Origin of the sequence: Kitasatospora sp. NPDC051853, assembly GCF_044452665.1 — a bacterium.
Lineage (GTDB): Bacteria > Actinomycetota > Actinomycetes > Streptomycetales > Streptomycetaceae > Kitasatospora.
In genome coordinates, this window is sequence record NZ_JBITBY010000014.1 from 13,605 (window position 1) to 36,300 (window position 22,696).

General features: G+C 73.9%; 17 protein-coding genes, 1 tRNA gene and 1 pseudogene. 14 read left to right on the forward strand and 5 right to left on the reverse strand.

Features of this window, described 5'->3' with window-relative positions:
* Nucleotides 1-84 precede the first annotated feature (84 nt).
* The 3 genes from ACIA8O_RS32915 (at nt 85) to ACIA8O_RS32925 (ending at nt 4,783) form a co-directional block, all read left to right on the forward strand.
* Nucleotides 85-2,355, forward strand: coding sequence for an acetyl/propionyl/methylcrotonyl-CoA carboxylase subunit alpha (locus ACIA8O_RS32915; protein WP_396297685.1), 2,271 nt, complete (start codon nt 85-87; stop codon nt 2,353-2,355).
* A gap of 80 nt (nt 2,356-2,435) precedes the next feature.
* Complete coding sequence (locus ACIA8O_RS32920; RefSeq protein WP_396297867.1) at nt 2,436-3,410, forward strand: hydroxymethylglutaryl-CoA lyase; 975 nt, start codon at nt 2,436-2,438, stop codon at nt 3,408-3,410.
* A 182-nt stretch (nt 3,411-3,592) separates the two neighbouring features.
* Nucleotides 3,593-4,783 (forward strand): acyl-CoA dehydrogenase family protein, encoded by a 1,191-nt coding sequence (locus ACIA8O_RS32925; protein ID WP_396297686.1) that lies wholly within the window; start codon nt 3,593-3,595, stop codon nt 4,781-4,783.
* Nucleotides 4,784-5,077: 294 nt separating this feature from the next.
* Here the strand turns inward: ACIA8O_RS32925 and ACIA8O_RS32930 are convergent, their stop codons facing one another.
* A complete protein-coding gene (locus tag ACIA8O_RS32930) occupies nt 5,078-5,602 on the reverse strand; it encodes a universal stress protein (protein ID WP_396297687.1) in 525 nt (174 codons plus the stop codon).
* Nucleotides 5,603-6,462: 860 nt separating this feature from the next.
* On the opposite strand from ACIA8O_RS32930, the gene ACIA8O_RS32935 reads away from it, so the two are divergent.
* Nucleotides 6,463-7,533: an HAD family hydrolase gene (locus ACIA8O_RS32935; RefSeq protein ID WP_396297688.1), complete on the forward strand. Its 1,071-nt coding sequence runs from the start codon at nt 6,463-6,465 to the stop codon at nt 7,531-7,533.
* Here ACIA8O_RS32935 and ACIA8O_RS32940 read toward each other — a convergent pair.
* Nucleotides 7,514-8,356, reverse strand: a complete 843-nt coding sequence (locus ACIA8O_RS32940) for a GNAT family N-acetyltransferase (protein WP_396297689.1) — start codon at nt 8,354-8,356, stop codon at nt 7,514-7,516. The genes ACIA8O_RS32935 and ACIA8O_RS32940 overlap by 20 nt on opposite strands.
* 883 nt (nt 8,357-9,239) lie before the next feature.
* Between ACIA8O_RS32940 and ACIA8O_RS32945 the strand changes: the two are divergent.
* From ACIA8O_RS32945 to ACIA8O_RS32960, 4 genes and pseudogenes are all read left to right on the forward strand, one after another.
* Nucleotides 9,240-10,310: pseudogene (locus ACIA8O_RS32945) on the forward strand (helix-turn-helix domain-containing protein); the annotation flags it as partial.
* A 593-nt stretch (nt 10,311-10,903) separates the two neighbouring features.
* Nucleotides 10,904-11,506, forward strand: a complete 603-nt coding sequence (gene orn / locus ACIA8O_RS32950) for an oligoribonuclease (protein WP_396297690.1) — start codon at nt 10,904-10,906, stop codon at nt 11,504-11,506.
* A 162-nt stretch (nt 11,507-11,668) separates the two neighbouring features.
* A tRNA-His gene (locus tag ACIA8O_RS32955) sits at nt 11,669-11,744 on the forward strand.
* A gap of 154 nt (nt 11,745-11,898) precedes the next feature.
* Entirely contained in the window at nt 11,899-12,345 is a 447-nt protein-coding gene (locus ACIA8O_RS32960) for a DUF4442 domain-containing protein (protein WP_396297691.1), read from the forward strand.
* A 118-nt stretch (nt 12,346-12,463) separates the two neighbouring features.
* Here the strand turns inward: ACIA8O_RS32960 and ACIA8O_RS32965 are convergent, their stop codons facing one another.
* Nucleotides 12,464-13,534, reverse strand: a complete 1,071-nt coding sequence (locus ACIA8O_RS32965) for a LacI family DNA-binding transcriptional regulator (RefSeq protein ID WP_396297692.1) — start codon at nt 13,532-13,534, stop codon at nt 12,464-12,466.
* Between the two features lie 253 nt (nt 13,535-13,787).
* On the opposite strand from ACIA8O_RS32965, the gene ACIA8O_RS32970 reads away from it, so the two are divergent.
* The 5 genes from ACIA8O_RS32970 to ACIA8O_RS32990 all read left to right on the forward strand — a co-directional run bounded on the left by ACIA8O_RS32970 (nt 13,788) and on the right by ACIA8O_RS32990 (nt 19,457).
* Nucleotides 13,788-15,104, forward strand: coding sequence for an ABC transporter substrate-binding protein (locus ACIA8O_RS32970; RefSeq protein WP_396297693.1), 1,317 nt, complete (start codon nt 13,788-13,790; stop codon nt 15,102-15,104).
* A gap of 106 nt (nt 15,105-15,210) precedes the next feature.
* The gene (locus ACIA8O_RS32975; protein WP_396297694.1) at nt 15,211-16,212 is read left to right on the forward strand and encodes a carbohydrate ABC transporter permease; all 1,002 of its coding nucleotides are present in this window, start codon (nt 15,211-15,213) and stop codon (nt 16,210-16,212) included.
* A gap of 3 nt (nt 16,213-16,215) precedes the next feature.
* Nucleotides 16,216-17,124, forward strand: a complete 909-nt coding sequence (locus ACIA8O_RS32980; protein ID WP_396297695.1) for a carbohydrate ABC transporter permease — start codon at nt 16,216-16,218, stop codon at nt 17,122-17,124.
* Nucleotides 17,125-17,162: 38 nt separating this feature from the next.
* Nucleotides 17,163-18,620 (forward strand): GH1 family beta-glucosidase, encoded by a 1,458-nt coding sequence (locus ACIA8O_RS32985; protein WP_396297696.1) that lies wholly within the window; start codon nt 17,163-17,165, stop codon nt 18,618-18,620.
* Between the two features lie 57 nt (nt 18,621-18,677).
* Nucleotides 18,678-19,457, forward strand: a complete 780-nt coding sequence (locus tag ACIA8O_RS32990) for a hypothetical protein (RefSeq protein WP_396297697.1) — start codon at nt 18,678-18,680, stop codon at nt 19,455-19,457.
* A gap of 57 nt (nt 19,458-19,514) precedes the next feature.
* Here ACIA8O_RS32990 and ACIA8O_RS32995 read toward each other — a convergent pair whose 3' ends face one another.
* Together ACIA8O_RS32995 and ACIA8O_RS33000 are read right to left on the reverse strand one after the other, a co-directional pair.
* Complete coding sequence (locus ACIA8O_RS32995; RefSeq protein WP_396297698.1) at nt 19,515-20,450, reverse strand: spermidine synthase; 936 nt, start codon at nt 20,448-20,450, stop codon at nt 19,515-19,517.
* Nucleotides 20,451-20,565: 115 nt separating this feature from the next.
* Nucleotides 20,566-21,006 carry a hypothetical protein gene (locus tag ACIA8O_RS33000; RefSeq protein WP_396297699.1) on the reverse strand — a complete coding sequence of 147 codons (441 nt, stop codon included), beginning with the start codon at nt 21,004-21,006 and terminating at the stop codon, nt 20,566-20,568.
* Between the two features lie 322 nt (nt 21,007-21,328).
* Here ACIA8O_RS33000 and ACIA8O_RS33005 point away from each other — a divergent pair, with 322 nt between their 5' ends.
* A complete protein-coding gene (locus tag ACIA8O_RS33005; RefSeq protein WP_396297700.1) occupies nt 21,329-22,690 on the forward strand; it encodes a tetratricopeptide repeat protein in 1,362 nt (453 codons plus the stop codon).
* The last annotated feature ends 6 nt before the right edge of the window (nt 22,691-22,696 follow it).

A 22,696-nucleotide genomic window follows, 5' to 3' on the forward strand; every position in this document is an offset into this window, starting at 1 on the left:
CGTCGAACCGCCGCTCTCCCGACCTGCTCACGGCCCGGCCGGGCCCAGGCCAGGGCCCGCCCACGACCCGGAGGAACGCCTCCCATGTTCGACACAGTTCTGGTCGCCAACCGAGGCGAGATCGCGGTCCGGGTGATCCGCACGCTCCGCCGCCTCGGCGTGCGCTCGGTGGCGGTGTTCAGCGACGCGGACGCCGACGCACCGCACGTCCGGGAGGCCGACCTGGCCGTCCGGCTCGGCCCGGAGGGGCACAGCGACAGCTCCGCCACCGAGACCTACCTGCGGGGCGACCTGATCCTGGCGGCCGCCCGCCGGACCGGGGCCCAGGCGATCCACCCCGGCTACGGCTTCCTCGCGGAGAACCCGGCCTTCGCCCGGGCCTGCTCCGAGGCCGGGGTCGTCTTCATCGGCCCGCCGCCCGGTGCGGTGGAGCTGATGGGCGACAAGATCAACGCCAAGGAGGCCGTCCGGGCCGCCGGGGTGCCCGTGGTCCCCGGCAGCGTCGGGCGCGGCGACGGCGCCCCGACCGACGCCGAACTCACCGCCGCCGCAGCCGAGATCGGCTACCCCGTGCTGCTCAAGCCCTCGGCCGGCGGTGGCGGCAAGGGCATGCGGCTGGTCCGCGACCCGGCCGACCTGGCCACCGAGCTGGCCGCCGCCCGCCGGATCGCCCGGACCGCCTTCGGCGACGACACCCTGCTGCTGGAGCGCTGGGTGGACCGGCCGCGCCACATCGAGGTGCAGGTCCTGGCCGACACCCACGGCCGGACGGTGCACCTGGGCGAGCGCGAGTGCAGCCTGCAGCGCCGGCACCAGAAGCTGATCGAAGAGGCTCCCTCCGTCCTGCTGAACCCGGAGACCCGGGAGGCGATGGGCCAGGCGGCCGTCCGCGCGGCCGAGGCCTGCGGCTACACCGGGGCCGGCACGGTCGAGTTCATCGTCCCGGGCCTGGACCCCGACGGGCCCGCGCCCGAGGGCGTCATGGACTTCTTCTTCATGGAGATGAACACCCGGCTCCAGGTGGAGCACCCCGTCACCGAACTGGCCATCGCGGTGGGGGCCGACACCCCGGCCCCGGCGCGGCTGGACCTGGTCGAGTGGCAGGTGCGGGTCGCCTCCGGTGAGCGGTTGACGTTCGACCAGTCGGACATCTCCTTCCTGGGCCACGCGATCGAGGCCCGGATCTGCGCCGAGGACCCCGAGCGCGACTTCCTCCCGACGGGTGGTCAGGTCCTGCTGCTGGAGGACCCGCAGGGCGAGGGCGTCCGGGTGGACTCCGGCATCCAGCGGGGCACCGAGGTCGGCAGCCTGTACGACCCGATGCTCGCCAAGGTGATCGCCTACGGGCCCGACCGGGCGACCGCGCTCCGCCGCCTGCGGGCGGCCCTGGCCGACACCCGGGTGCTCGGCGTCACCACCAACGCCGGCTTCCTCCGGCGGCTGCTGGCCCACCCGGACGTAGTGGCCGGGCGGTTGGACACCGGGCTGGTCGAGCGCACGGTGGAGCGGACCCCGGAGCTGCTGGCCTCCTCCTTCTCGGCCGCTCCGGGTAGCTCCGACACTGGTTCCGGCACTGGTTCCGACGGTGGGTCCGACTTCGCTGCCGACGCTGCCGACGGGGCGGTCGGCTCCGGCCACACCGACCCGGGGGTGAACCGCTCCCCCGCCGAGCCGCTCTTCCACGCGGCCGCGCTGGCACGGCAGTTGGGCCTCGCCCCGGCCGCCTCCGCCGAGGGCTGGACCGACCCGTTCGCCGAAGCCTCCGGCTGGCGGCTCGGCGGCACCCCCGCCTGGACCGCCCACCGGCTCCGACTGCCCGGCCAGGACCCGGTGACCGTGCGGCTCCGGCCCGCCGCCTCCTCCGCCGGCGCGCCCGCCGCCTGGGACGCCCGCCTCGACGACGGCCCGGTCCGGACCGTCCGCGCCGCCCTGGCCCCCGAGCGGCTCCACCTCACCGTCGACGGTCTGCAGACGACCTTCGCACACACCACCGACAACACCACCGGCGGAGCCGTCCAGTGGCTCGGCCTGGACGGCGACGCCTGGGCCGTGCACCCGTACGACCCGGTGGCCGACCAGGCCCGTGGCGGCGACGCCCACCACGGGGGCCTGACCGCTCCCATGCCCGGCACCGTCACCGTGGTGAAGACCTCGCTGGGCGAGCAGGTCCGCCGCGGTCAACCCCTGCTCGTCCTGGAGGCGATGAAGATGGAGCACGTGATCACCGCGCCGCACGACGGCACCGTCAGCGAACTGCGGGCCGGCGCCGGAACCACCGTCGCGATGGACGAGCTGCTGGTCGTGGTCGAGCCCTCGGGCACCGAGGACGCCCTCACCACCGGGGAGGCGCCGTGACCACGGAGCCCGGCCGCACCGCCGACACCTCGTCAACCGCCCCCGCAGGGGCGGGTGGGCGTGAGCCCGACGCGCTCGATCTGGGCCTGCCCGCCACCGTCCCGGCCCCCGGCCTACCCGCACGGGTCAGTATCCACGAGGTCGGGCCCCGTGACGGTCTCCAGAACGAGAGTTCACTCGTACCGGTGACGGTGAAGGCCGAGTTCATCGCCCGGCTCGCGGCCGCCGGTCTCGGCCGGGTCGAGGCCACCAGCTTCGTCCACCCCAAGTGGGTGCCGCAGCTGGCCGACGCCGAGGAACTGATGCCCCGGCTGGCCGGGCTGACCGACCGTCATCCGGGCCTGCGGCTGCCGGTGCTGGTGCCGAACGAGCGCGGCCTGGACCGCGCGCTGGCCCACCACGCCACCGAGGTCGCGGTCTTCGCCAGCGCCACCGAGACCTTCGCCCGACGCAACCTCAACCGCTCGGCGGCGGAGGCCCTGGAGATGTTCAAGCCGGTGGTCGAGCGCGCCGCCGCGGCCGGGGTGCCGACCCGCGGCTACCTCTCGATGTGCTTCGGCGACCCCTGGGAGGGGCCGGTGCCCCAGGACCAGGTGGTCGGCTTCGGCGTCCGGCTGCTGGAGCTCGGCTGCACCGAGCTCAGCCTCGGCGACACCATCGGCGTGGCCACCCCGGGCCAGGTCACCGCACTGCTCGAGGCCTTCGACCGGGCCGGGGTCGGCGCGGACCGGCTGGCCGTCCACTTCCACGACACCTACGGCCAGGCCCTGGCCAACACCCTGGCGGCGCTGCGCTCCGGCGTCACCACGGTGGACGCCTCGGCCGGTGGCCTGGGCGGCTGCCCGTACGCCAAGAGCGCCACCGGGAACCTCGCCACCGAGGACCTGGTCTGGATGCTGCACGGCCTCGGCATCGAGACCGGGGTGGACCTGCGCTCGCTGGTCGCCACCAGCGCGTGGATGGCGCGGCAGCTCGGCCGGCCGAGCCCCTCCCGGGCCGTCCAGGCCCTGGCCGGCAGCGTGGCCGCCGACTCCTCGGACGCCGCCTCCGGCTGAGCCCCGGCCCCCTCGACCCGTTCCACGGCCGGCCGTTCCCACGGCCGGCCCCTTACCGCTCCCCCGCCCCGGGCAGCGGCCCGGCACCGGCCCGGCGTCTTCCCCGGCGCGCGCCACCGGGCCGTCCCGGCCCCGACCGACCCCAACTCCGGGCCCTGCGGCCCCGATCCAGGAGGATCACCATGCTCGACCACCGCTTGGACCGCGAGTACGAGGAACTGCGCCGCACCGTCGAGCAGTTCGCCAACGACGTGGTGGCCCCGAAGATCGGGGAGTACTACGAGCAGAACGAGTTCCCGTACGAGATCATCCGCGAGATGGGCCAGATGGGGCTGTTCGGCCTGCCCTTCCCGGAGGAGTACGGCGGCATGGGCGGCGACTACTTCGCCCTCGGCCTGGCGCTGGAGGAGCTGGCCCGGGTCGACTCCTCGGTGGCGATCACCCTGGAGGCCGCGGTCTCGCTCGGCGCGATGCCGATCTACCGCTTCGGCACCGAGGAGCAGAAGCGGGAGTGGCTGCCCCGGCTGACCTCGGGCGAGCTGCTCGGCGCCTTCGGCCTGACCGAGCCGGAGGGCGGCTCCGACGCGGGGGCGACCCGCACCACCGCCCGCTACGACGCGGAGACGGACGAGTGGGTGATCAACGGCACCAAGTGCTTCATCACCAACTCCGGTACCGAGATGACCGGTCTGGTCACCGTGACCGCCCTGACGGAACCGATCGCTCGTTCGAGTGAAGACTCGGCTGACGTCTCGTCAACTCGCGAGATCTCCTCCATCATCGTTCCCACCGGTACCCCTGGGTTCACCGTCTCCCGCAAGTACTCCAAGGTCGGGTGGAACGCATCCGACACCCGTGAACTGTCCTTCACCGACTGCCGGGTCCCCGCCGCCAACCTGCTCGGCACCCGTGGCCGCGGCTACGCCCAGTTCCTGCGCATCCTCGACGAGGGTCGCATCGCCATCGCAGCCCTGGCCACCGGCCTGGCCCAGGGCTGCGTCGACCAGTCCATCAGCTACGCCGGCACCCGCCGCGCCTTCGGGCGGACGATCGGCTCCAACCAGGTCATCCAGTTCAAGCTCGCCGACATGGAGATGCGCGCGCACACCTCCCGCCTGGCCTGGCGGGACGCCGCCTCCCGGCTGCTGCACTCCGAGCCGTTCAAGAAGGAGGCCGCCATCGCGAAGCTGTACTCCTCGGAGGCGGCCGTCGACAACGCCCGGGAGGCCACGCAGATCCACGGCGGCTACGGCTTCATGAACGAGTACCCGGTCGCCCGCATGTGGCGCGACTGCAAGATCCTGGAGATCGGGGAGGGCACCTCCGAGGTCCAGCGGATGCTGATCGCAAGGGAGTTGGGCGTCAACTCCTGACACCGTGACACGGGTGGGGCCGAGCGCCCGACCGGCCCCACCCCGCCACCACGTCAGGAACGACACTTTCGGTGTGCGCGAGGCGTGCCACCCGCCGCGCGCACACCATCGGTCAGGTTCTCCACCACGTCTGCACGGGAGGGCACTTCAGCCGCCTCGGCGGCCCCGGCGCGCACGGCCGCCTCCCGGGCGCGGTCGATGCTGTCCGGGAGGCGACGGGACGCTGCGGAGCCGAGGCAGCCCGGGCCCCGGCGAACTCGGCGGCCCCGGGCCCGGCGAACTCGGCGGCGGGGCTCAGGGGATGACGATCACGGGCCGGTTCGCCCGGCGCGCCAGCCGGCCCGAGACCGAACCGAACAGCTTGCCCAGCAGCCCGTGCGTGGTCCCGACCACGATCGCGTCGGCGGCGTACTCCCGGCCGACCTCCTCGATCTCGTGGCAGATGTCCCCTCCCCGCTCGACCAGGATCCAGGGCACCCCGTTCAGGTAGTCCGCGCACGCGAGTTCCAGGCCGAGGATCTCCGTGCGATGGTCGGGCAGGTCCACGAACACCGGCGGCTCGCAGCCGGCCCAGACCGTCGCCGGCAGCCGGTTGGCGACGTGCACGATCACCAGCCCGCACTGCGACCGGCGGGCCATGCCGACCGCGTACGCGAGCGCGCGTTCGCTGGAGAGCGAGCCGTCGAAGCCGACCACCACACCGTGCTGGAAGACCGGGTCACAGGTCCGCGCGGGCTGGGCCGCGAGCTCCGGTCCACCGGTCCTCCCCGGGACGGCTCCTGCCGCACCGGTACCACCCGCGATCGTTCCGTCCGTCATCGCAGCCCCCTCACTACTTCCACCGCGACCCTCACCCCGTCGGCCGCGCCACCGCTGACGCGGCTGCAGCCGGCCCCGGCGCACGACGTCCCGGACCGGGACGGCCGCAGCCCGAAGGCCTGCGCTCCCTCCGGACCGTTCGGCCTCGGACGTGTCCAGTGCGTCCGAGGTGCCCGACCCACCCGGCAGGCCGGGCGTGCCCGGTGCCCCGGGGCGCAGCTCCCGCTCGATCCGGGCGCCGAGAGCGGCGTCCGCCGGTTCGGGGAGCTCAAAATCGACCATGGCTCAAAGCTCTTCGAGTGGAATGGGCCGACAGAAGGGGGCACGGATGCCCGGGCAACAGGTCCACCCAAGACACCGAGCCGGTCTCCGCCGAGCACCACCGAATGTGACCTGTTCCTCTCAGAGTACGACTGGCACCGGGCCCCGCCCAGCGGCAGAGCCCTTGAACGCCAAGGAATCCCGCGAACGGAGTCGCGCGTTTCCGGTTCTTCACGCCCCGCCGTCGAGCCCGTGCGCCAGGGCCCTTCGGGGAAGGTTCCCTGGAGCTTCGCCGAGGAAGCCCCTGGACGCAACAGGGCCCCGGTACACCGTGATCCGACTGTCACCGACCGGTCGGATCACCGGCGGCGCGGCCGCCCAGCGACCTCCGCCGGGCTCTCCCCTATATACGTGCACGTCACCCGCATCCGCCGTGCGGCACCGGAGGCCGCAGTACCGATCCACCCACGCCCCCGGCCAAACCTCCGACCTCCGCCGGACGCCCACCGGGCAACCGCTTCCGGCCAATTCGAGTCGGCACGGAGGGTAACGTGGCAATTGCCTGCTGCATACTCCGGCCTGCTGGCAGCATGCACCGCATGCCGCTGCTGCTGCTCGACCTCGACAACACCCTGCTGCCCCGGGACGCCGCCTTCCGTGCCTGGGCCCGGGACTTCCTGGCCGAGCACCGGCTACCCGCGACCGACCTGAGCTGGCTCACCACCATCGACGGCGGCGGCTACGTGCCGCGCAGCACCGTACTCGGGGCCGCCAAGCGCCGCTACGGACTGGACCGCTCGATGGACTTCCTGCTCGGCCACTACCGGCGGGGCATCAACTCGCACATCCACTGCCCGTCCTCGCACCTCGCCGCGCTCAACGCCGCCAGGTCCGCGGGCTGGCTGATCGGCATCGTGAGCAACGGCGGCACCAACCCCCAGTTGGAGAAGATCCGGCGGTGCGGGCTCAGCGCCCTGGTCGACGGCTGGGTGATCTCCGAGGAGGCCCGCTACCTCAAGCCCGACCCGCGGATCTTCGAGATCGCCGCGCAGCGCTGCGGCGTGCCGCCGACCGGCGACTGGACCGACCGGACCTGGATGGTCGGCGACCACGCTCCCGCCGACATCGCCGGCGCCGAACTGACCGGCCTGCGCAGCGTCTGGCTCCACCACGGCCGCCCGTGGTCCGAGCCCGGCTACCGCCCGACCCTCAGCGCGGCCGGCCTCCCGGAGGCCGTCGGGCTGATCCTCTCCGCCCGCCCGGCCCCGAACGCCGCGAGCACCGCGGCCGCCGCCCGCCGTACCGCCACCACCACCACGGCCGCCCGGGCCCGGGCGGAGGCCCGGCTGCACGGCGAGTCCCGGGCGGGGCTCCGTTCGGAGACCCGCGCCGAGCCCCACCGCGAAGCCCACCGCGAGCCCCGCCCTGAGGTCCGTCCTGAGGTCCGCCGCGAGACCGTCGCCGAGGCCCGGCACGAACTCCGGCCCAAGAGCCGCGTCGGGGTCGCGGAGGTCACCCCGCTCCGCGCGCCGACCACCCAGGGCCCGCAGAGCGCGCAGCCCGCCCGGCCCCAGACCGCCCAGGCCGCCCGGACCACCCAGGCCACGCCCGCCGGGCCGGGCACCGAGACCCGCAGCGGGCTGCCGAACGCTAGCGCCACCAGCGCGTAGCGCCGCACTCCACGAACCCGAGCCGCCGGTACAGGGGTTCACCGAGCAGGGTGGCCACCAGGGTGAAGACCCGCCCCGGCTGCGCCGCGAGCGCGGTCGAGAGCACGGCCCGCCCCAGTCCCAGCGAGCGGTGGGACGGCAGCGTCGCGACCCAGTAGACGCCCACCGTCTCGCCGTCGTCGTACGTCATGCAGGCCGCCGCCGGGACGCCCTCGACCCGGCACAGCCAGGCCCGGTAGCCGGACTCCGCCAGCATCGCGGGCGACAGCACCACACCGGCGCGCCACGGCTGGTGGTCCTCCAGCGGGAAGCCGTCCACCACCACCCGCTCCAGTTCGGCGAGTTCGGCCTCCGTGCCGACCTCCTCGACCGTCACGCCCGGCCGCAGCCGCGCTGCGCCCTCCGTCACGGCCGCCGCAGCCACCTCGGGCTCGCGGACCATGACCGCCATCGGACGGGTGGGCGTGTACCCGCCCGCGCTGAAGTCCAGCCCGCCGTACGGGTCCTCCACCACGATCCGCGTGGTGCCCCACTTCTCGAACAGATCCGCCAGCTCCGCCTGCAGGCCCGCGGCCCCGGCTGACGGTCCGTCAGCCGCGCCGATCCCGTCCGTACCCACACCACCCGTGCCGGTTGTGCCCGTGCCCGCGGTCCCGTACGGACGGGTGACCACCGCGCGGTGGGCGTCGGTCTCGTTCCTGGTGCACCGGACGGCGGCGAAGCCCTCCCGCTGCTCGGACTCCCAACCGTGGGCGCGGGCTTGGGCCAGCCAGAACGCAGCGGCGTTGGCGTTGGCCTGTTCGAGTCGACCGATCTTCGTCATGATCCGACCATACGATCCAGCCTCGCCGCCCGGTGGCCCAAACGGAACACCAGGTCACGCCCCGCCCGGGGCCGGCCCGGGCGGCCTCCGCCCCACCGTCGCATCCGCGCCACCCAGCGCCCACCGGCGCACAAGCAGATGGCGCACGCCCCCTTCACGGACCGGCAGTTTTCAGTCAATCTCGTTACCGGCGCGCACCGTTCGGCAAAGCCGCAGACCAGACCGCTCCACGCGGCACGTTCTCCGGCTCAGCCGGGCGGTCGGTCGTGCGGCAACCAGCCATCGAACCCCTCGCCCTCTTCACAGGGGGGTCGACGCCTGCCACGCTTCGTGATCGAATGCATCACGCCAAATTGCCATGTCGACATAGCGTCGGATGGTGAACTTGTCACAACGGCAACGGTCCACCCAGTAGATTCGATCTTGGCGAGCAGGGCGAGCAGTTGGGCACCACGGCACGACCACACCACACCACCGAGGGGGCTGGAGCGCCTTGAGCAGGGTGAGCAGGAGCGACACGGGTCCTGGCGGCGGCCAGCCGTCGGCCGGCTTCACGATCCGCTCGTCGAGAGACACCGCGCCGCACCAGCCCCACCCACCGCACCCGGGCTCGCACCTCGGCCCCCAGTACGGCCCCCCGTACGGACCGCCACCCGGCGCCCCGCAGGGCCACTCCCCGTTCCCCTCCGCCGCCCAGGACCAGCCGGCCCCGGCCTCGCAGCACACCAACTCCGCTGCCCGGCGCGCGGCTTCCGCCCTCTCTCCCCTGTCGGTCGGTCAGTCGTCCCAGCCGGCCGGGCAGTTGACGCACGGCCAGTTCGCCCAAGGCCCGCACAACTCACACGGGCACGGACACGGGCACGGCGCCGGTGCCTCCGGCGTGATCGGCGGTGCCGCCGGCACCGCCGTCGCCGTCGCACCTCCCGCCGCCCCGTCCGGCGGCGGCCTCCTCGGCCACAGCACCGCCCCGCGCAAGCTCTCCGGCCGCCGACGCCGCGAGACGGTGGCCGTCCTGATCTTCGGCGGGGCCCCGATCTTCGAGAGCTCGATCCCGCTCTCGGTCTTCGGCGTGGACCGCCAGGACGCCGGGGTCCCCCGGTACCGCCTGCTGGTCTGCGCCGGCGAGGACGGGCCGCTGGCCACCACCGGCGGCCTCACCCTCACCGCCCCGTACGGCCTGGAGGCGCTCGCCCGGGCCGGCACCATCGTCGTCCCGGCCTGGCGCTCGATCTCGCAGCCGCCCCCGCCGGAGGCGATCGCCGCCCTGCGCAAGGCGCACCACGAGGGTGCCCGGATCATCGGCCTCTGCACCGGGGCGTTCGTGCTGGCCGCCGCCGGCCTGCTGGACGGCCGCCCGGCCACCACCCACTGGATGTACGCGCCGACGCTGGCCAAGCGCTACCCGAAGGTCCACGTCGACCCGCGCGAGCTCTTCGTCGACGACGGCGACGTGCTCACCTCCGCCGGCACCGCCGCCGGGATAGACCTCTGCCTGCACGTGGTGCGCAGCGACCACGGCGCCGAGGCGGCCAACGCCCTGGCCCGCCGCCTGGTGGTGCCCAACCGGCGCAGCGGCGGAGGACAGGCCCAGTACATCGATCAGTCTTTACCTGAGGAGATCGGCAACGACCCGCTCGCCGAGGTCGTGACCTGGGCCCTGGAGAACCTCAACCAGCAGTTCGACGTCGAGGTCCTGGCCGCCCGCGCCTACATGAGCCGCCGCACCTTCGACCGGCGGTTCCGCACGCTCACCGGTAGCGCCCCGCTGCAGTGGCTGATCACCCAACGGGTGCTCCAGGCCCAGCGGTTGCTGGAGGCGTCCGAGCTCTCGGTGGACGACGTCGCGCGCCGTTGCGGCTTCCGTTCCCCGGTCGCGCTGCGCGGCCACTTCCGGCGGCAGCTCGGGGTCTCCCCGGCCGCCTACCGGACCAGCTACCGGGCCAGGCGTCCGCTCCCGGCCGGGAGCACCGCCGTCGGCGCGGCGGCCGCCCCCGGGGGGACCGTCCTCGGCGGTTCCGCGGCACCGGGCCAGGCCGGGGTCACCCCGACGGTTCCGCCGCAGACCCACCCGGCGGACCGCCCCGCGATGGCCCCGCACGGTGCACCGCACCTGACGAACGGTCCGACCCGCCCCCTGGTCCCGTCCCAGGGCGGCCAGAGCGGCCACGGCCACGGCCACCCGCGCCCCGGCGGCACGGGTGCCGGCTCCGGCGCCGGAGCCCGGCAGCACACCCCGGCCGGCCCCGCCCCCGGTGTCGAGCACGCCCACGCGGCCGCCGCCGAGGAGGGCTACGGCCCGGGCCACGTCCAAGGCCACGGGCCGGGGCACGGCCACGTCCAGGGCCACGTCCAGCCGACGGCCCGTGAGCTGGCGCAGGGTCACCGTGCGGACGGCGCACCGCCGTCCGCGCCCCGCTCCGACCGGACGTACCAGGAGCACCCCGAGCACGCCCAACACGCCGAGCGCCCCGCCACGGGCAACGGCACCGAACCCGCACCGGGGCGACAACTGTCCGGGTCGAGGGATCGCGCCGTAGGCTGAGGGGCGTGAATGACCGCCTGGTATGGATCGACTGTGAAATGACGGGGCTCGACCTCGACCGGGACGCCCTGGTCGAGGTCGCCGCGTTGGTGACCGACTCCGAACTCAACATCCTCGGCGAGGGCGTGGACGTCATCATCCGTCCGCCCGCCGCCTCGCTCGAGAGCATGCCGGACGTGGTGCGCACCATGCACACCTCCTCCGGTCTGCTCGACGAGCTGGAGAACGGCGTGACCCTGGCCGAGGCCGAGGCCATGGTGCTCGCCTACGTCCGCGAGCACGCGCCCGAGGCCGGCAAGACCCCGCTCTGCGGCAACTCCGTGGCCACCGACCGGGGTTTCCTCTCCCGGGACATGCCGGCCCTGGAGGGGCACCTCCACTACCGGATCGTCGACGTGTCCTCGATCAAGGAGCTGGCCCGCCGCTGGTTCCCGCGGGCGTACTACAACAGCCCGCAGAAGGGCGGCAACCACCGCGCCCTGGCGGACATCCGGGAGAGCATCGCCGAACTCCGCTACTACCGCGAGGCGGTGTTCGTCCCCCAGCCCGGTCCGGACACCGACGCCGCCCGGACGATCGCCGCCAAGTACCAGCTGCCGACGACCTGACGAACCGCCGGACACCGTCCGGCACCGCCGCCGCGGCCCGGTCCGCCGGCCCGGCGGACTGACCAGCGGTCCTCGACCACCCGTCACGTAAACCCTGGCGCGAGCACCCTCTCCGATCCTGTAGAGTTCTTCTTGTCGGAGCGGGAACGCCCCGGACAGATGGTGGGTGTAGCTCAGTTGGTAGAGCACCTGGTTGTGGTCCAGGTGGCCGCGGGTTCGAGTCCCGTCACTCACCCCATCGCCTTCAGGCCCTGATCTCAACGGATCGGGGCCTGAAGGCTTTTCGCGTTCCCCCGCACTCCCCTGCGCTCCCCGACATTCCCCCGCGCCTCTCCGGCCGACTCTCCTGCGGGCACTACCCTCAATTCCTACCGGCTAGTAACATCGCGCCCATGACCATGACCCAGATCGGCCAGCTGCTCGACTCCACCGTCCCCATGGCCCACACCCTCGGCCTGGAGTACCTGGAGACCACCCCCGAGCGCGCCGTCCTCCGCCTCCAGGACCGGCCCGAGTACCGCAACCACGTCGGCGGCCCGCACGCCGGTGCGATGTTCACCCTCGCCGAGACCGCCAGCGGCTGCATCGTGCTGGCCGCCTTCGGCGACCAGCTGGGCCGCGCCGTGCCGCTGGTCGTGAAGACCGAGACCGCCTACCTCAAGCTGGCCAAGGGCGTGCTCACCGCCACCGCCACCCTGGGCCGCCCGATCGCCGACGTGGTCGCCGAGCTGGACAAGGGCGAGCGCCCGGAGTTCGAGGTCACCGTCGACGTCGCCCGCGAGGACGGCGACGTCACCAGCACCATGAAGATCTCCTGGACCCTGCGCCCGAACTCCTGAGCCGGACCTGACCCGGGGTCAGACCTCCAGGCCGCCCCCGGCCCGGGTGAGACGCGTCACACCCACCCGGGCCGGACGGGCCGGCCTGTCGGCCCGGAAGCCCCGGACCGCCACTCCGTCACGCCGAGTCCCGCACCACCAGCTCGGTCGCCAGCACCACCTGCCGCCGCGCCCGCCCCCGTTCGGCGATCTCGTCGAGCAGCAGCCGCGCCATCGTCCGCCCCATCTCCTCGATCGGCTGCCGCACGCTGGTCATGGCCGGCTCGGTGTGCCGGGCCACGATCGAGTCGTCGAAGCCGATCACCGCCACGTCGTCCGGCACCCGCCTCCCGGCGGCCCGGAGCACCTGCATCGCCCCCGCCGCCATCACGTCCGAGGCGCAGAACACCCCGTCCACCTCCGGACGGCGCGTCAGCAGTTCGCGCATCGCCAGCCGTCCGCCCTCCTCGGTGAAGTCGCCGAGCACCACCAGCTCCTCCCGGTACGGGCGGCCGGCCTCCTCCAGCGCCCCGCGGTACCCGGCCAGGCGGGCCCGGGCCACCTCCATGTCCATCGGGCCGGTGACGGTGGCCACCTGCTCGCAGCCGCGCCGCAGCAGGTGCCGGACGGCCATCCTGGCCCCGCCCGCGTTGTCCGCGTGGACGTAGCTGAGCGGCTCCAGGTCGCCCCGGCGCCCGGCCAGCACCGAGGGGATCTCCAGGCTCTCCAACAGGGCGGGCAGCGGGTCGTCCTGATGCACCGACACCACCAGTACGCCGTCCACCCGTTGTGCGGTCAGATAGGCCGAAAGTCGTTCCCGCTCGCGCTGGTTGCGGACCAGGATCAGCAGGAGCTGCATGTCGGTCTCGGCGAGTTCGGCCGAGACCCCGCTGATGATGTCGGAGAAGTACGGCTCCGAGAACAGTCTGGTCTCCGCCTCCGGCACCACCAGGGCGATCGAGTCGGTGCGCGAGGTGACCAGGGTGCGGGCGGCCCGGTTGGGGACGTAGCCGAGTTCGGCGATGGCGGCGTTGACGGCCTCGCGGGCCTTCTCGCTCACCCGGGGGGAGCCGTTGACCACCCGGGAGACGGTGCCCCGGCCGACCCCGGCGAGGGCCGCGACCTCCTCCAGGGTGGGGCGGGCCGCGGTCCGGCCGGCCCCCGGTTCCCCCTGGGGCCCCGTCGGGCGCTGTGCGGCGGTCTGGCTCATCGCTCACCTCGTGGGACGCGTACGTGATCTGGCACGTGATCGGGCAGTTCGCTGCTCATTGTGGCCGCTCCGGACGGCGGTTCACCGACCGCGGATCCGACGGGCGTCCGACGGGTGTCCGGCGACCAATCAGGCAACCGATCCGGCGCCTGCTCTTGACACCCGCCCCCGGCAGCCAGCAACCTTCCGGCAGGCACCCCATGGGAGCGCTCCCACATTCTCACACCTTCCCACCCGGACCAAGGAGAACGTCATGCGCCGCAGCACCGCCCTCCCCCACAGAGCCGCCGCCCTCGCCACCGCCGCCCTCGTCCTGACGGGCTGCTCCAGCGCCGCCGACGGCTCGGCCGGCGGATCGGCGGGCGACTCCGCGGGCGCGAAGATCACCCTGACCGTCGGGGACTTCGGCACCTTCGGTTACCAGGAGGCCGGGCTGTACGAGGAGTACATGGCGGCCCACCCGAACATCACCGTCAAGTACGAGACCGCGCAGGACGGCCAGAAGTACTGGGACGCGCTGACCACCCGCCTCGCCGCGGGCAGCGGCCTGGCCGACGTCCAGGCCGTCGAGGTGGGCTACATCGCCCAGGCCACCGGCAAGTTGGCGGACAAGTTCGTCGATCTCGGCAAGACCGACGGGGTGAGCGCGGGGGCCTGGCTGCCGTGGAAGTCCCAGCAGGCGACCACCGCGCAGGGCTCGCTGATCGGCCTCGGCACCGACATCGGCCCGATGGCGATCTGCTACCGCAAGGACCTGTTCCAGCAGGCCGGGCTGCCCTCCGACCGGGAGGCGGTCGGCGCGCTCTGGGCCGGGGACTGGTCGAAGTTCGTCGAGAAGGGCAAGGAGTACCAGGCCAAGGCCCCGGCCGGGACCTTCTTCACCGACTCGGCCAGCGGCCTGTTCAACGCGGTGATCTCCAGCGGCACCCAGCAGTACTCGGACGCCTCCGGCAAGCTGGCCGTCAAGGACAGCGCCAGCGTGCAGAAGGCCTGGGACCTCTCGGTCAGCGCCTCGCAGGCCAAGATCAGTGCCGGGCTGCGGCAGTTCCAGAAGCCGTGGGAATCCGCCTTCGCCAACGCCAAGTTCGCCACCGTGGTCTGCCCGTCCTGGATGACCGGCATCGTCAGCAAGCAGTCCGGCGAGGCCGGCAAGGGCAAGTGGGACATCGCCAAGGCCCCCGTCGCGGCCAACTGGGGCGGCGCCTTCCTGACCGTACCGAAGGCGGGCAAGCACACCAAGGAGGCCGCCGCGCTGGCCGCCTGGCTGACCGCGCCCGAGCAGCAGGCCAAGGTCTTCACCAAGGTCGGCAACCTGCCCTCGACCGGCGCGGGCCTCCAGCTCCCGGCCGTGCAGGGGGCCAAGCTGGACTACTTCGGCGACACCCCGACCGGCCAGATCTACGCGGCCGCGGCCGGCTCCATCCAGCCCGCCAAGATCGGCCCGGACGACGGCACCGCGAAGACCATCATCACCGACAACGGGATCCTCGACATCGAGGAGCACGGCACCGACCCGGCCAAGGCCTGGCAGAACGTGCTGAAGGCGATCGACGACAAGATCAACAACTGACGCCGGCTCGCCCCACGCACCCCGCTCCACCATCGACCGCCGCCCGGCCGACGCCTGACGCCGTCGGCCGGGCGGCACCCAAGCCGCCGTCCCGGGAGGACACCCCGTGGCCACCCCAGCCCCGCCCGCCACCGCACCCGAGAACCCGCCGAAGGCCCTCCGTACCGTCAAGCCGCCCGCCGCGCCGTCCAGTTGGCGCTCCCGGCTGTACCGCCTCGACCTGAAGGCCGCGCCCTACGCCTACGTCGCCCCGTTCTTCCTCTGCTTCGCCGCCTTCGGCCTGATCCCGCTGGTGTGGACCGGCTGGCTCTCCCTGCACCAGGTGGACCTGCTCACCCCGGACGTCATGGAGTGGCGCGGTTTCGGCAACTACACCCGGCTCTGGGACAGCGAGCAGTTCTGGACCGCGCTGCGGAACACCTTCACCATCGGGGTGCTCTCCACCGTCCCCCAGCTGCTGATGGCCCTCGGCCTGGCCCACCTGCTCAACTACCGCCTGCGCGGCCGGGGTTTCCTGCGGGTCGCGGTGCTCGCCCCGTACGCGACCTCGATCGCGGCGGCCACCCTGGTCTTCGTCCAGCTGTTCAACCCGGACTACGGGGTGGTGAACTGGGCGTTGTCCGCGGTCGGGGTCGAGCGCACCGACTGGTTCGCCGACACCTGGCCCTCGCAGATCGCCATCTCGACCATCGTGACCTGGCGCTGGACGGGCTACAACGCGCTGATCTACCTGGCCGCGATGCAGGCCGTGCCGAAGGACCTCTACGAGGCGGCCTCGCTGGACGGGGCCTCGCGGTGGCAGCAGTTCACCCGGATCACCATCCCGTCGATCCGGCCGACCATCCTGTTCACCATCATCGTCTCGACCATCGGCGCCACCCAGCTGTTCGGCGAGCCGATGCTGTTCGGCGGCGGGGTCGGGGTGAGCGGCGGCTCCGCGCACCAGTACCAGACCCTGAGCCTCTACCTGTACGAACTCGGCTGGCCCAGCCGCCAGTTGGGCCGCGCCTCGGCGGTGGCCTGGACGATGCTGCTGATCCTGCTGCTGATCGGCGCGGTCAACTACCTGATCGCCCGCCGCAACCGCCGCGCCGAGCTGGGAGGCTGACCGATGAGCACCCTGACCACCCCCCGCCCGACGCCGGCCGCCACCGCGAAGCCCGCCGCCCGGCGCCGGTTCCGGGCCGGTGCGGGCGACCACGACAAGGCCGGGCCGATCACCTACCTGCTGCTCGGCCTGGCCGCCGTCGTCTCGCTCTTCCCGCTCTACTGGACCTTCGTGGCCGCCACCCACACCGGCGAGCGGGTGGCCCAGGCACCGCCCCCGCTGCTGCCCGGCGGCTCGCTCTGGGCCAACGTCTCCACCGTCTGGGAGCAGGCCGCGATGGGGAAGGCGCTGCTCAACTCGACCATCGTGGCCGGGCTGGTCGCGCTCTCCACGGTGGCCTTCTCCACGCTGGCCGGCTTCGCCTTCGCCAAGCTGCCGTTCCGGGGCCGGAACGCGCTGCTCACCCTGGTGGTGGCGACCATGACCATCCCGCCCCAGCTGAGCGTGATCCCGCTCTACCGGATCATCACCGACCTGGAGTGGGGCAACCAGCTGCAGTCGGTGGTCCTGCCCTCCCTGGTGGCCGCCTTCGGGGTCTTCTTCATGCGCCAGTTCCTGGCCGAGGCCCTGCCGGTGGAGCTGATCGAGGCCGCCCGGGTGGACGGTGCGCACAGCCTGCGGATCGTCTGGCACGTGGTCTTCCCGATCGCCCGCCCGGCCATGGCGGTGCTCGGCATGCTGGTCTTCGTGCAGTCCTGGAACGACTTCTTCTGGCCCTTCGTGGTGCTCACCCAGCAGAACCCGACGGTGCAGGTCGCGCTCTCCGCGATCGGCGGCGGCAGCGCGTACGACGTCAACCAGGCGGTCATCATGACCGGCGCGCTGGTCGGCACCCTGCCGCTGCTGCTGATCTTCGCCGTGCTGGGCAAGCACATCGTCGGCGGCATCACCGCCGGTGCCGTCAAGAGCTGACCGCGCGTCAGCCCCTCTACCTTGGGAGCGCTCCCGCAATGACCGTGACCGAACCCGGCCCGCTCGCCTCCACCGCGACGCACACCGCCGGCCCCGCCTTCCCGCCCGGCTTCGCCTGGGGCGCGGCCACCGCCGCCTACCAGATCGAGGGGGCCGCCGCCGAGGACGGCCGCACCCCCTCGATCTGGGACACCTTCAGCCACACCCCCGGGCGGGTGGCCAACGGCGACACCGGCGACATCGCGGTGGACCACTACCACCGCTTCCGCGAGGACGTCCGGCTGATGGCCGAACTCGGCCTGACCTCCTACCGGTTCTCGCTCTCCTGGCCGCGCGTCCAGCCCACCGGCCGCGGCCCCGCGGTCCAGCGCGGCCTGGACTTCTACCGCGCGCTCACCGACGAGCTGCTGGCCCACGGCATCACCCCCGTCGCCACCCTCTACCACTGGGACCTCCCCCAGCACCTCGAGGAGGCGGGCGGCTGGCCGGCCCGGGAGACCGCGTACCGCTTCGCCGAGTACGCCGCCCTCGCCGCCGAGGCGCTCGGCGACCGGGTCGCCACCTGGACCACCCTCAACGAGCCCTGGTGCAGCGCCTTCCTCGGCTACGGCTCCGGCGTGCACGCCCCCGGCCGCACCGACCCGGCCGACGCCCTCCGGGCCGCCCACCACCTCAACCTCGGCCACGGCCTGGCCGTCGGCGCCCTGCGCGCCGCGCTCCCCCGTACCGCGCGGCTCGCCGTCTCGCTCAACCTGCACCAGGTCCGCCCGCTCACCCAGGACCCGGCCGACCTGGACGCGGCCCGCCGGATCGACGCCGTCGGCAACCGGATCTTCACCGGCCCGATGCTGGACGGCGCCTACCCCGCCGACCTGCTCGCCGACACCGCGCACCTGGTGGACTGGGACGCCCTGGTGCGGCCGGGCGACCTGGCCGAGACCAGCCGGCCGATCGACCTGCTGGGCATCAACTACTACACCCCGACGGTGGTTTCGAGTACCGCCAACGCCCCGGACCGCCACCGTCACGACGGCCACGGTGCCAGCGATCACTCCCCCTGGCCCGGCGCCGAGGAGGTGGCCTTCCACCTGGCCCCCGGCGAGGTCACCGCGATGGGCTGGCCGATCGACCCGAGCGGCCTGACCGACCTGCTGCTCGCGGTCCACCGCTCCCACCCCGGCCTGCCGATGCTGGTCACCGAGAACGGCGCGGCCTTCGAGGACCGGGTGGGCCCCGACGGCACCGTGGACGACCAGGACCGGATCGCCTACCTGCACGACCACCTCGCCGCACTGGCCCGGGCGGTGGAGCTCGGCGCCGACGTGCGCGGCTACTACCTCTGGTCGCTGCTGGACAACTTCGAGTGGGCGTACGGGTACGCGAAGCGCTTCGGCGCCGTGCACGTGGACTACGCGACGCTGACCCGCACCCCGAAGGCCAGCGCGCACTGGTACGCCGAGGTGATCCGTACCGGAACGCTCCCCGTACGGAACTGACGGGGCGTGACCTTCGCGGGTGGGGTGTCGTTCTCTGTTGACGTGCGAGCAAACCACGTGGCGCAGCCGCGAGTCGAGGGACCGGTCGGTGAGTGCACGGACTCCGTGGCGGAGGGCGGAGCCGGCGGCGGAGCGGGGCGGGGGCGGCTGCCCCGCCCGCGCACCAGGACGCTGGCGGCCGGGGGTGCGGTGCTCGCCCACGTCTGGGGCCTCGGGCTCGGGGTGGGCGCCGCGTACGCCGCGGACGGTTCGGCGGTGGCCGGGCTGCTCGGCCCCGATCTGGTCCAACGGGCGGACGCCCCGGCCCTGTTGGGCCAGCTGACCGGGGTCGCGACCCCGGTGCTGGAGCAGCAGACCGCCTCGGTGGCCAAGGCGCTCCAGGAGCGGATCAAGACCGACGGACTGCCGCTGCCCGGCCAGGCCACCACCGTTCCGGACGCCTTCGCCATCGCGGCGGTGCTGCTCCCCTCGGTGCCGCCGCAGCCGCGCGGCGACCAGCCCCGGGCCTCCCGCTCCGGTGCCGAGGAGCAGGCGGGGGCGCCGGCGCCCGGCGCCCGGCCCAGGATCGAGGCGCCCGTCGCCGCCCCGAGCTCCGCGGCCGGGGCGGTGCGGGCCCCCGGTGGCGGCACCGCGGTCCCCGCCGTACGGACCGCCACCGTCCAGCTGCCGCCGGGCGGTTGGGGCCCGGCCGCACCGGAGGAGCAGGTGGAGCTGGCCGCCGCCACCCCGGTGGAGACCGAGGGCGAGCTGACCGCCGTACTGGTACCGATCGCGGCCGGGATGCTGCTCACCGGGGCGGCGATGTACAAGCACAAGGGCCTGCCGCGCGGGCACTGATCCCCGTTCGGCCCGCTTCCACTGGCCGGTCGGCGGAAGCGGGTCGACGGAAGCGGGTCAGCGGAAGACGCCGGGCGGCGGGGTCGGGGACGGCGCCGCCGTGGCGTCCGTGGCCGGGAGCGCCCCGGCCGTGAAGTCGGTGAGCCCCCGGCCGTGTTCGATCCGGCCGAGGTAGGAGTCGGAGGCCACCCGGCGGCCCAACTCGTCGAGCGGGAGCGGCTGCTGGGCGGCCGCCAGGATGAGGTTGCCGAAGCGCTTGCCGCGCAGCACCGCCGGATCGGCGATCAGGCAGACCTCCGGGAAGACCGCCAGCAGGGTGGCCACCTGGGAGCGGGCGAAGGGCAGCGCACCGCCGTCGGCGATGTTGGCCGCGTACCGCCCGCCCGGGGCCAGCGCCCCGGCCGCCAGGGTGGCGAACTCCACGGTGGCGCAGTGGGCCGGGGTCCGGGCACCGGAGAAGACGTCGGCGATCACCAGGTCCACCGAGCCCTCGGGGGTGCGTTCCAGCACCGCACGGGCGTCCGCACCGCGCACCTTGATCTGCCAGCCGCGCTCCAACGGCAGTTCGGCGCGCACCAGTTCGGTCAGCTCGGGGTCGATCTCGGCGACCTGCTGACGGGACCTCGGACGGGTGGCGGCGGTGTAGCGGGCCAGGGTGAGCGCGCCGCCGCCGAGGTGGAGCACGGTGACCGGGCGCCCCGGTGGGGCGGCCAGGTCGATCAGGTGGCCCAGGCGCCGCTGGTACTCGAAGCCGAGGTGGGCCGGGTCCGCCAGGTCGACCAGGGACTGCGGGGCGCCGTCCAGCAGCAGCGTCCAGGCCCGGGCGCGGTCCCGGTCGGGGACCAGTTCGGCCAGGCCGGAGGCGACCTTGCGGGCCAGCGGGCCCTGGGCGTGGATGCGGCCCTCGGCACCGGTGGTTCCGGTGCCGCCGGCAGCGCCGACGGCGTCCGGCTCGGTCTCGGTGCGAGCCCGACCGGCCCGGTTGCGTCCCATGGCAGTCATTATCGCCGGACCGGCGGACGGGGCACGGCGCCGGCTCCGCGGCTGCCGCGACGGGAAGCCGCAGGTCAGCGGCCGGAGCCGGTGGGGCCGGAGGAACGGAGCGGGGTCAGAACGGCCCGAGGCCCCCGGCCGTCAGGGTGCAGGCGGCCTCGCAGAGGGCCGAGCGGAGCACCCAGGGGTCGGTCGGGCGGGCCAGCGCGGTGGGGCCGGACGGGGGCATCACCCAGCGCGGGTCGGTGGCGGGGAGCAGCCGGGCCCCCGGGGTACAGGAGGTGCCGGGCAGGTGCCACTGCCCGGCCACCCCCGCGGGGACGAGGAACGCGATGGCGGTGCCGCCGTCGCTCTGCAGGACCGTGCCGCAGGCGCGGCGCAGGCGCAGGATGTCCACCGTCTCCAGACCGTGCCGGACGGCCACCGTGACGGTGTCCAGGCCGGACTGCAGGGAGGGCAGGACGGGCGCGGCGGCCACCGCCGCGAGCAGGGGCCGGGTGACCCTGGGGGTGGCCGGGACGGTGATGTGACGGTACTGCGGAAGTCCGGCGGCCATGGGCCCTCCTGTCTCCTCGTCAACTCGGCGGCCCCGGCCGCTCGCCCGGGCGCACCGGGCGGCGTGGGGTCGGCCAGGGGCCGCCATGTATCAGGACAACGCGAAAGGGTGCCGAAAGGCCACGGGCTGACGTACGGCAACCCATGGCATTTCATGGCATTCACAAGCAACTCTGTCCGTTTTATAGGCAATTGACCACACATCACCCCACAACCGGACGTGTCCGGTCCGTGACAGTCGGTACTCTCTGCGCTGGATCGAGACCCCCAGCTCGGAGCGCAGCACCATGGCAGCCACGAGACCACCCGTACCCAACGCCACCATGCGAGCGCTCCGGGGTGACCTCTCGCCCGGCGAGTTCGCGCTCGCGATCCGCCGGGCCGCCCGGGAGATCGGCGAGCACGTCTCCTGCGACGCACGCTACGTCGGCCGGGTGGAGTCGGGCGAGATCCGCTGCCCCAACTACGCGTACGAGCGGGTGTTCCGGCACATGTGGCCCGACCGCACGCCGGCCGAGCTGGGGTTCACCCCGCGTACGGCGGTCCGCCGCCGCGCGGCCGACCCACTGTCGGTCCCCGGTCCGAGACTTCGTCCCGGCGGGCTGCCGCCGCTCGACGACTCGTACCTTCCCGACGAGGAGAACGACGACTTGCGTCGCCGAACCTTCCTGACCGGCGGACCGGCCGCCGTGGTGGCCCCCACCTCGCTGGCCGCCGCCCTCGGCCTGGACCGCCCAGCCCTGGCCGCCCCGCGCCCCACCGCGCCCGGGCACACCGTGCCGCCCCCGCGCCGGGTCGGCGCCGCCGAGGTGCGCGGCGTCGAGCAGGCCGTCCGGGACATCCGGCTGCTGGACGACGTGCACGGCGCCGACACCCTGTTCGAGCTGGCCGGGCAGTCCTTGCGCAGCGCGTACGTCCTGCTCAACGACGGCGACTACGGCTCCGCCACCGAGCGCCGACTCCAGTCGGGCGCGGGCGAGTTGGCCATCTCGGTGGGCTGGCTGGCGCACGACTCGGACCGCACCGTGGAGGCCCGCTCCTTCTACGCCGAGGCGCTGGCCACCGCCCGGATGGCCAACGACCCGGCCCTGGAGGCGCACGTCTTCTGCAACAGCGCCTTCCTGGCCCGGGACACCGGCCGGGCCCGCGAGGCCCTGCGGGCCGCCCAGGCCGGGCAGTCCGCCGCCCGGCGGCTCGACTCGGCCCGGCTGCTCTCGCTGCTCGCCATGCGGGAGGCCGGGGCGTGGGCACTGCTGCGCGACCGGGGGGCGTGCGAGCGGGCGCTCGGCCGCGCGTACACCCTCTTCGACCAGGGTGAGGCGGAGGCCGACCCGGAGTGGATGACCTTCTTCGGCGAGGCCGAGATCGCCGGGCTGGAGTCCCAGTGCTGGTCCGCCCTGGAGGTCTGGGACCGGGCCGGGGCACTGGCCCGGCAAGCGGTCGACCTCCAGGAACCGCACTTCGTCCGCAACCGGGTGCTCTACACCGCCGAGTTGGCGCACGACCGGCTCGGACTCGGCGACCCGGCCGGGGCCGCGGTGCACGCCGCCGAGGCCGCCGCCCTGCTCGGCGAGGTCCGGTCGGCCCGGATCCGGGCCATGCTCACCGGGACGGCGCGGCAGCTGCGGGCGCACCGGGCCGTCCCGGAGGTCGCGGCCTTCCTGGCCGCGCACGAGGCCGCCTGACGGCGG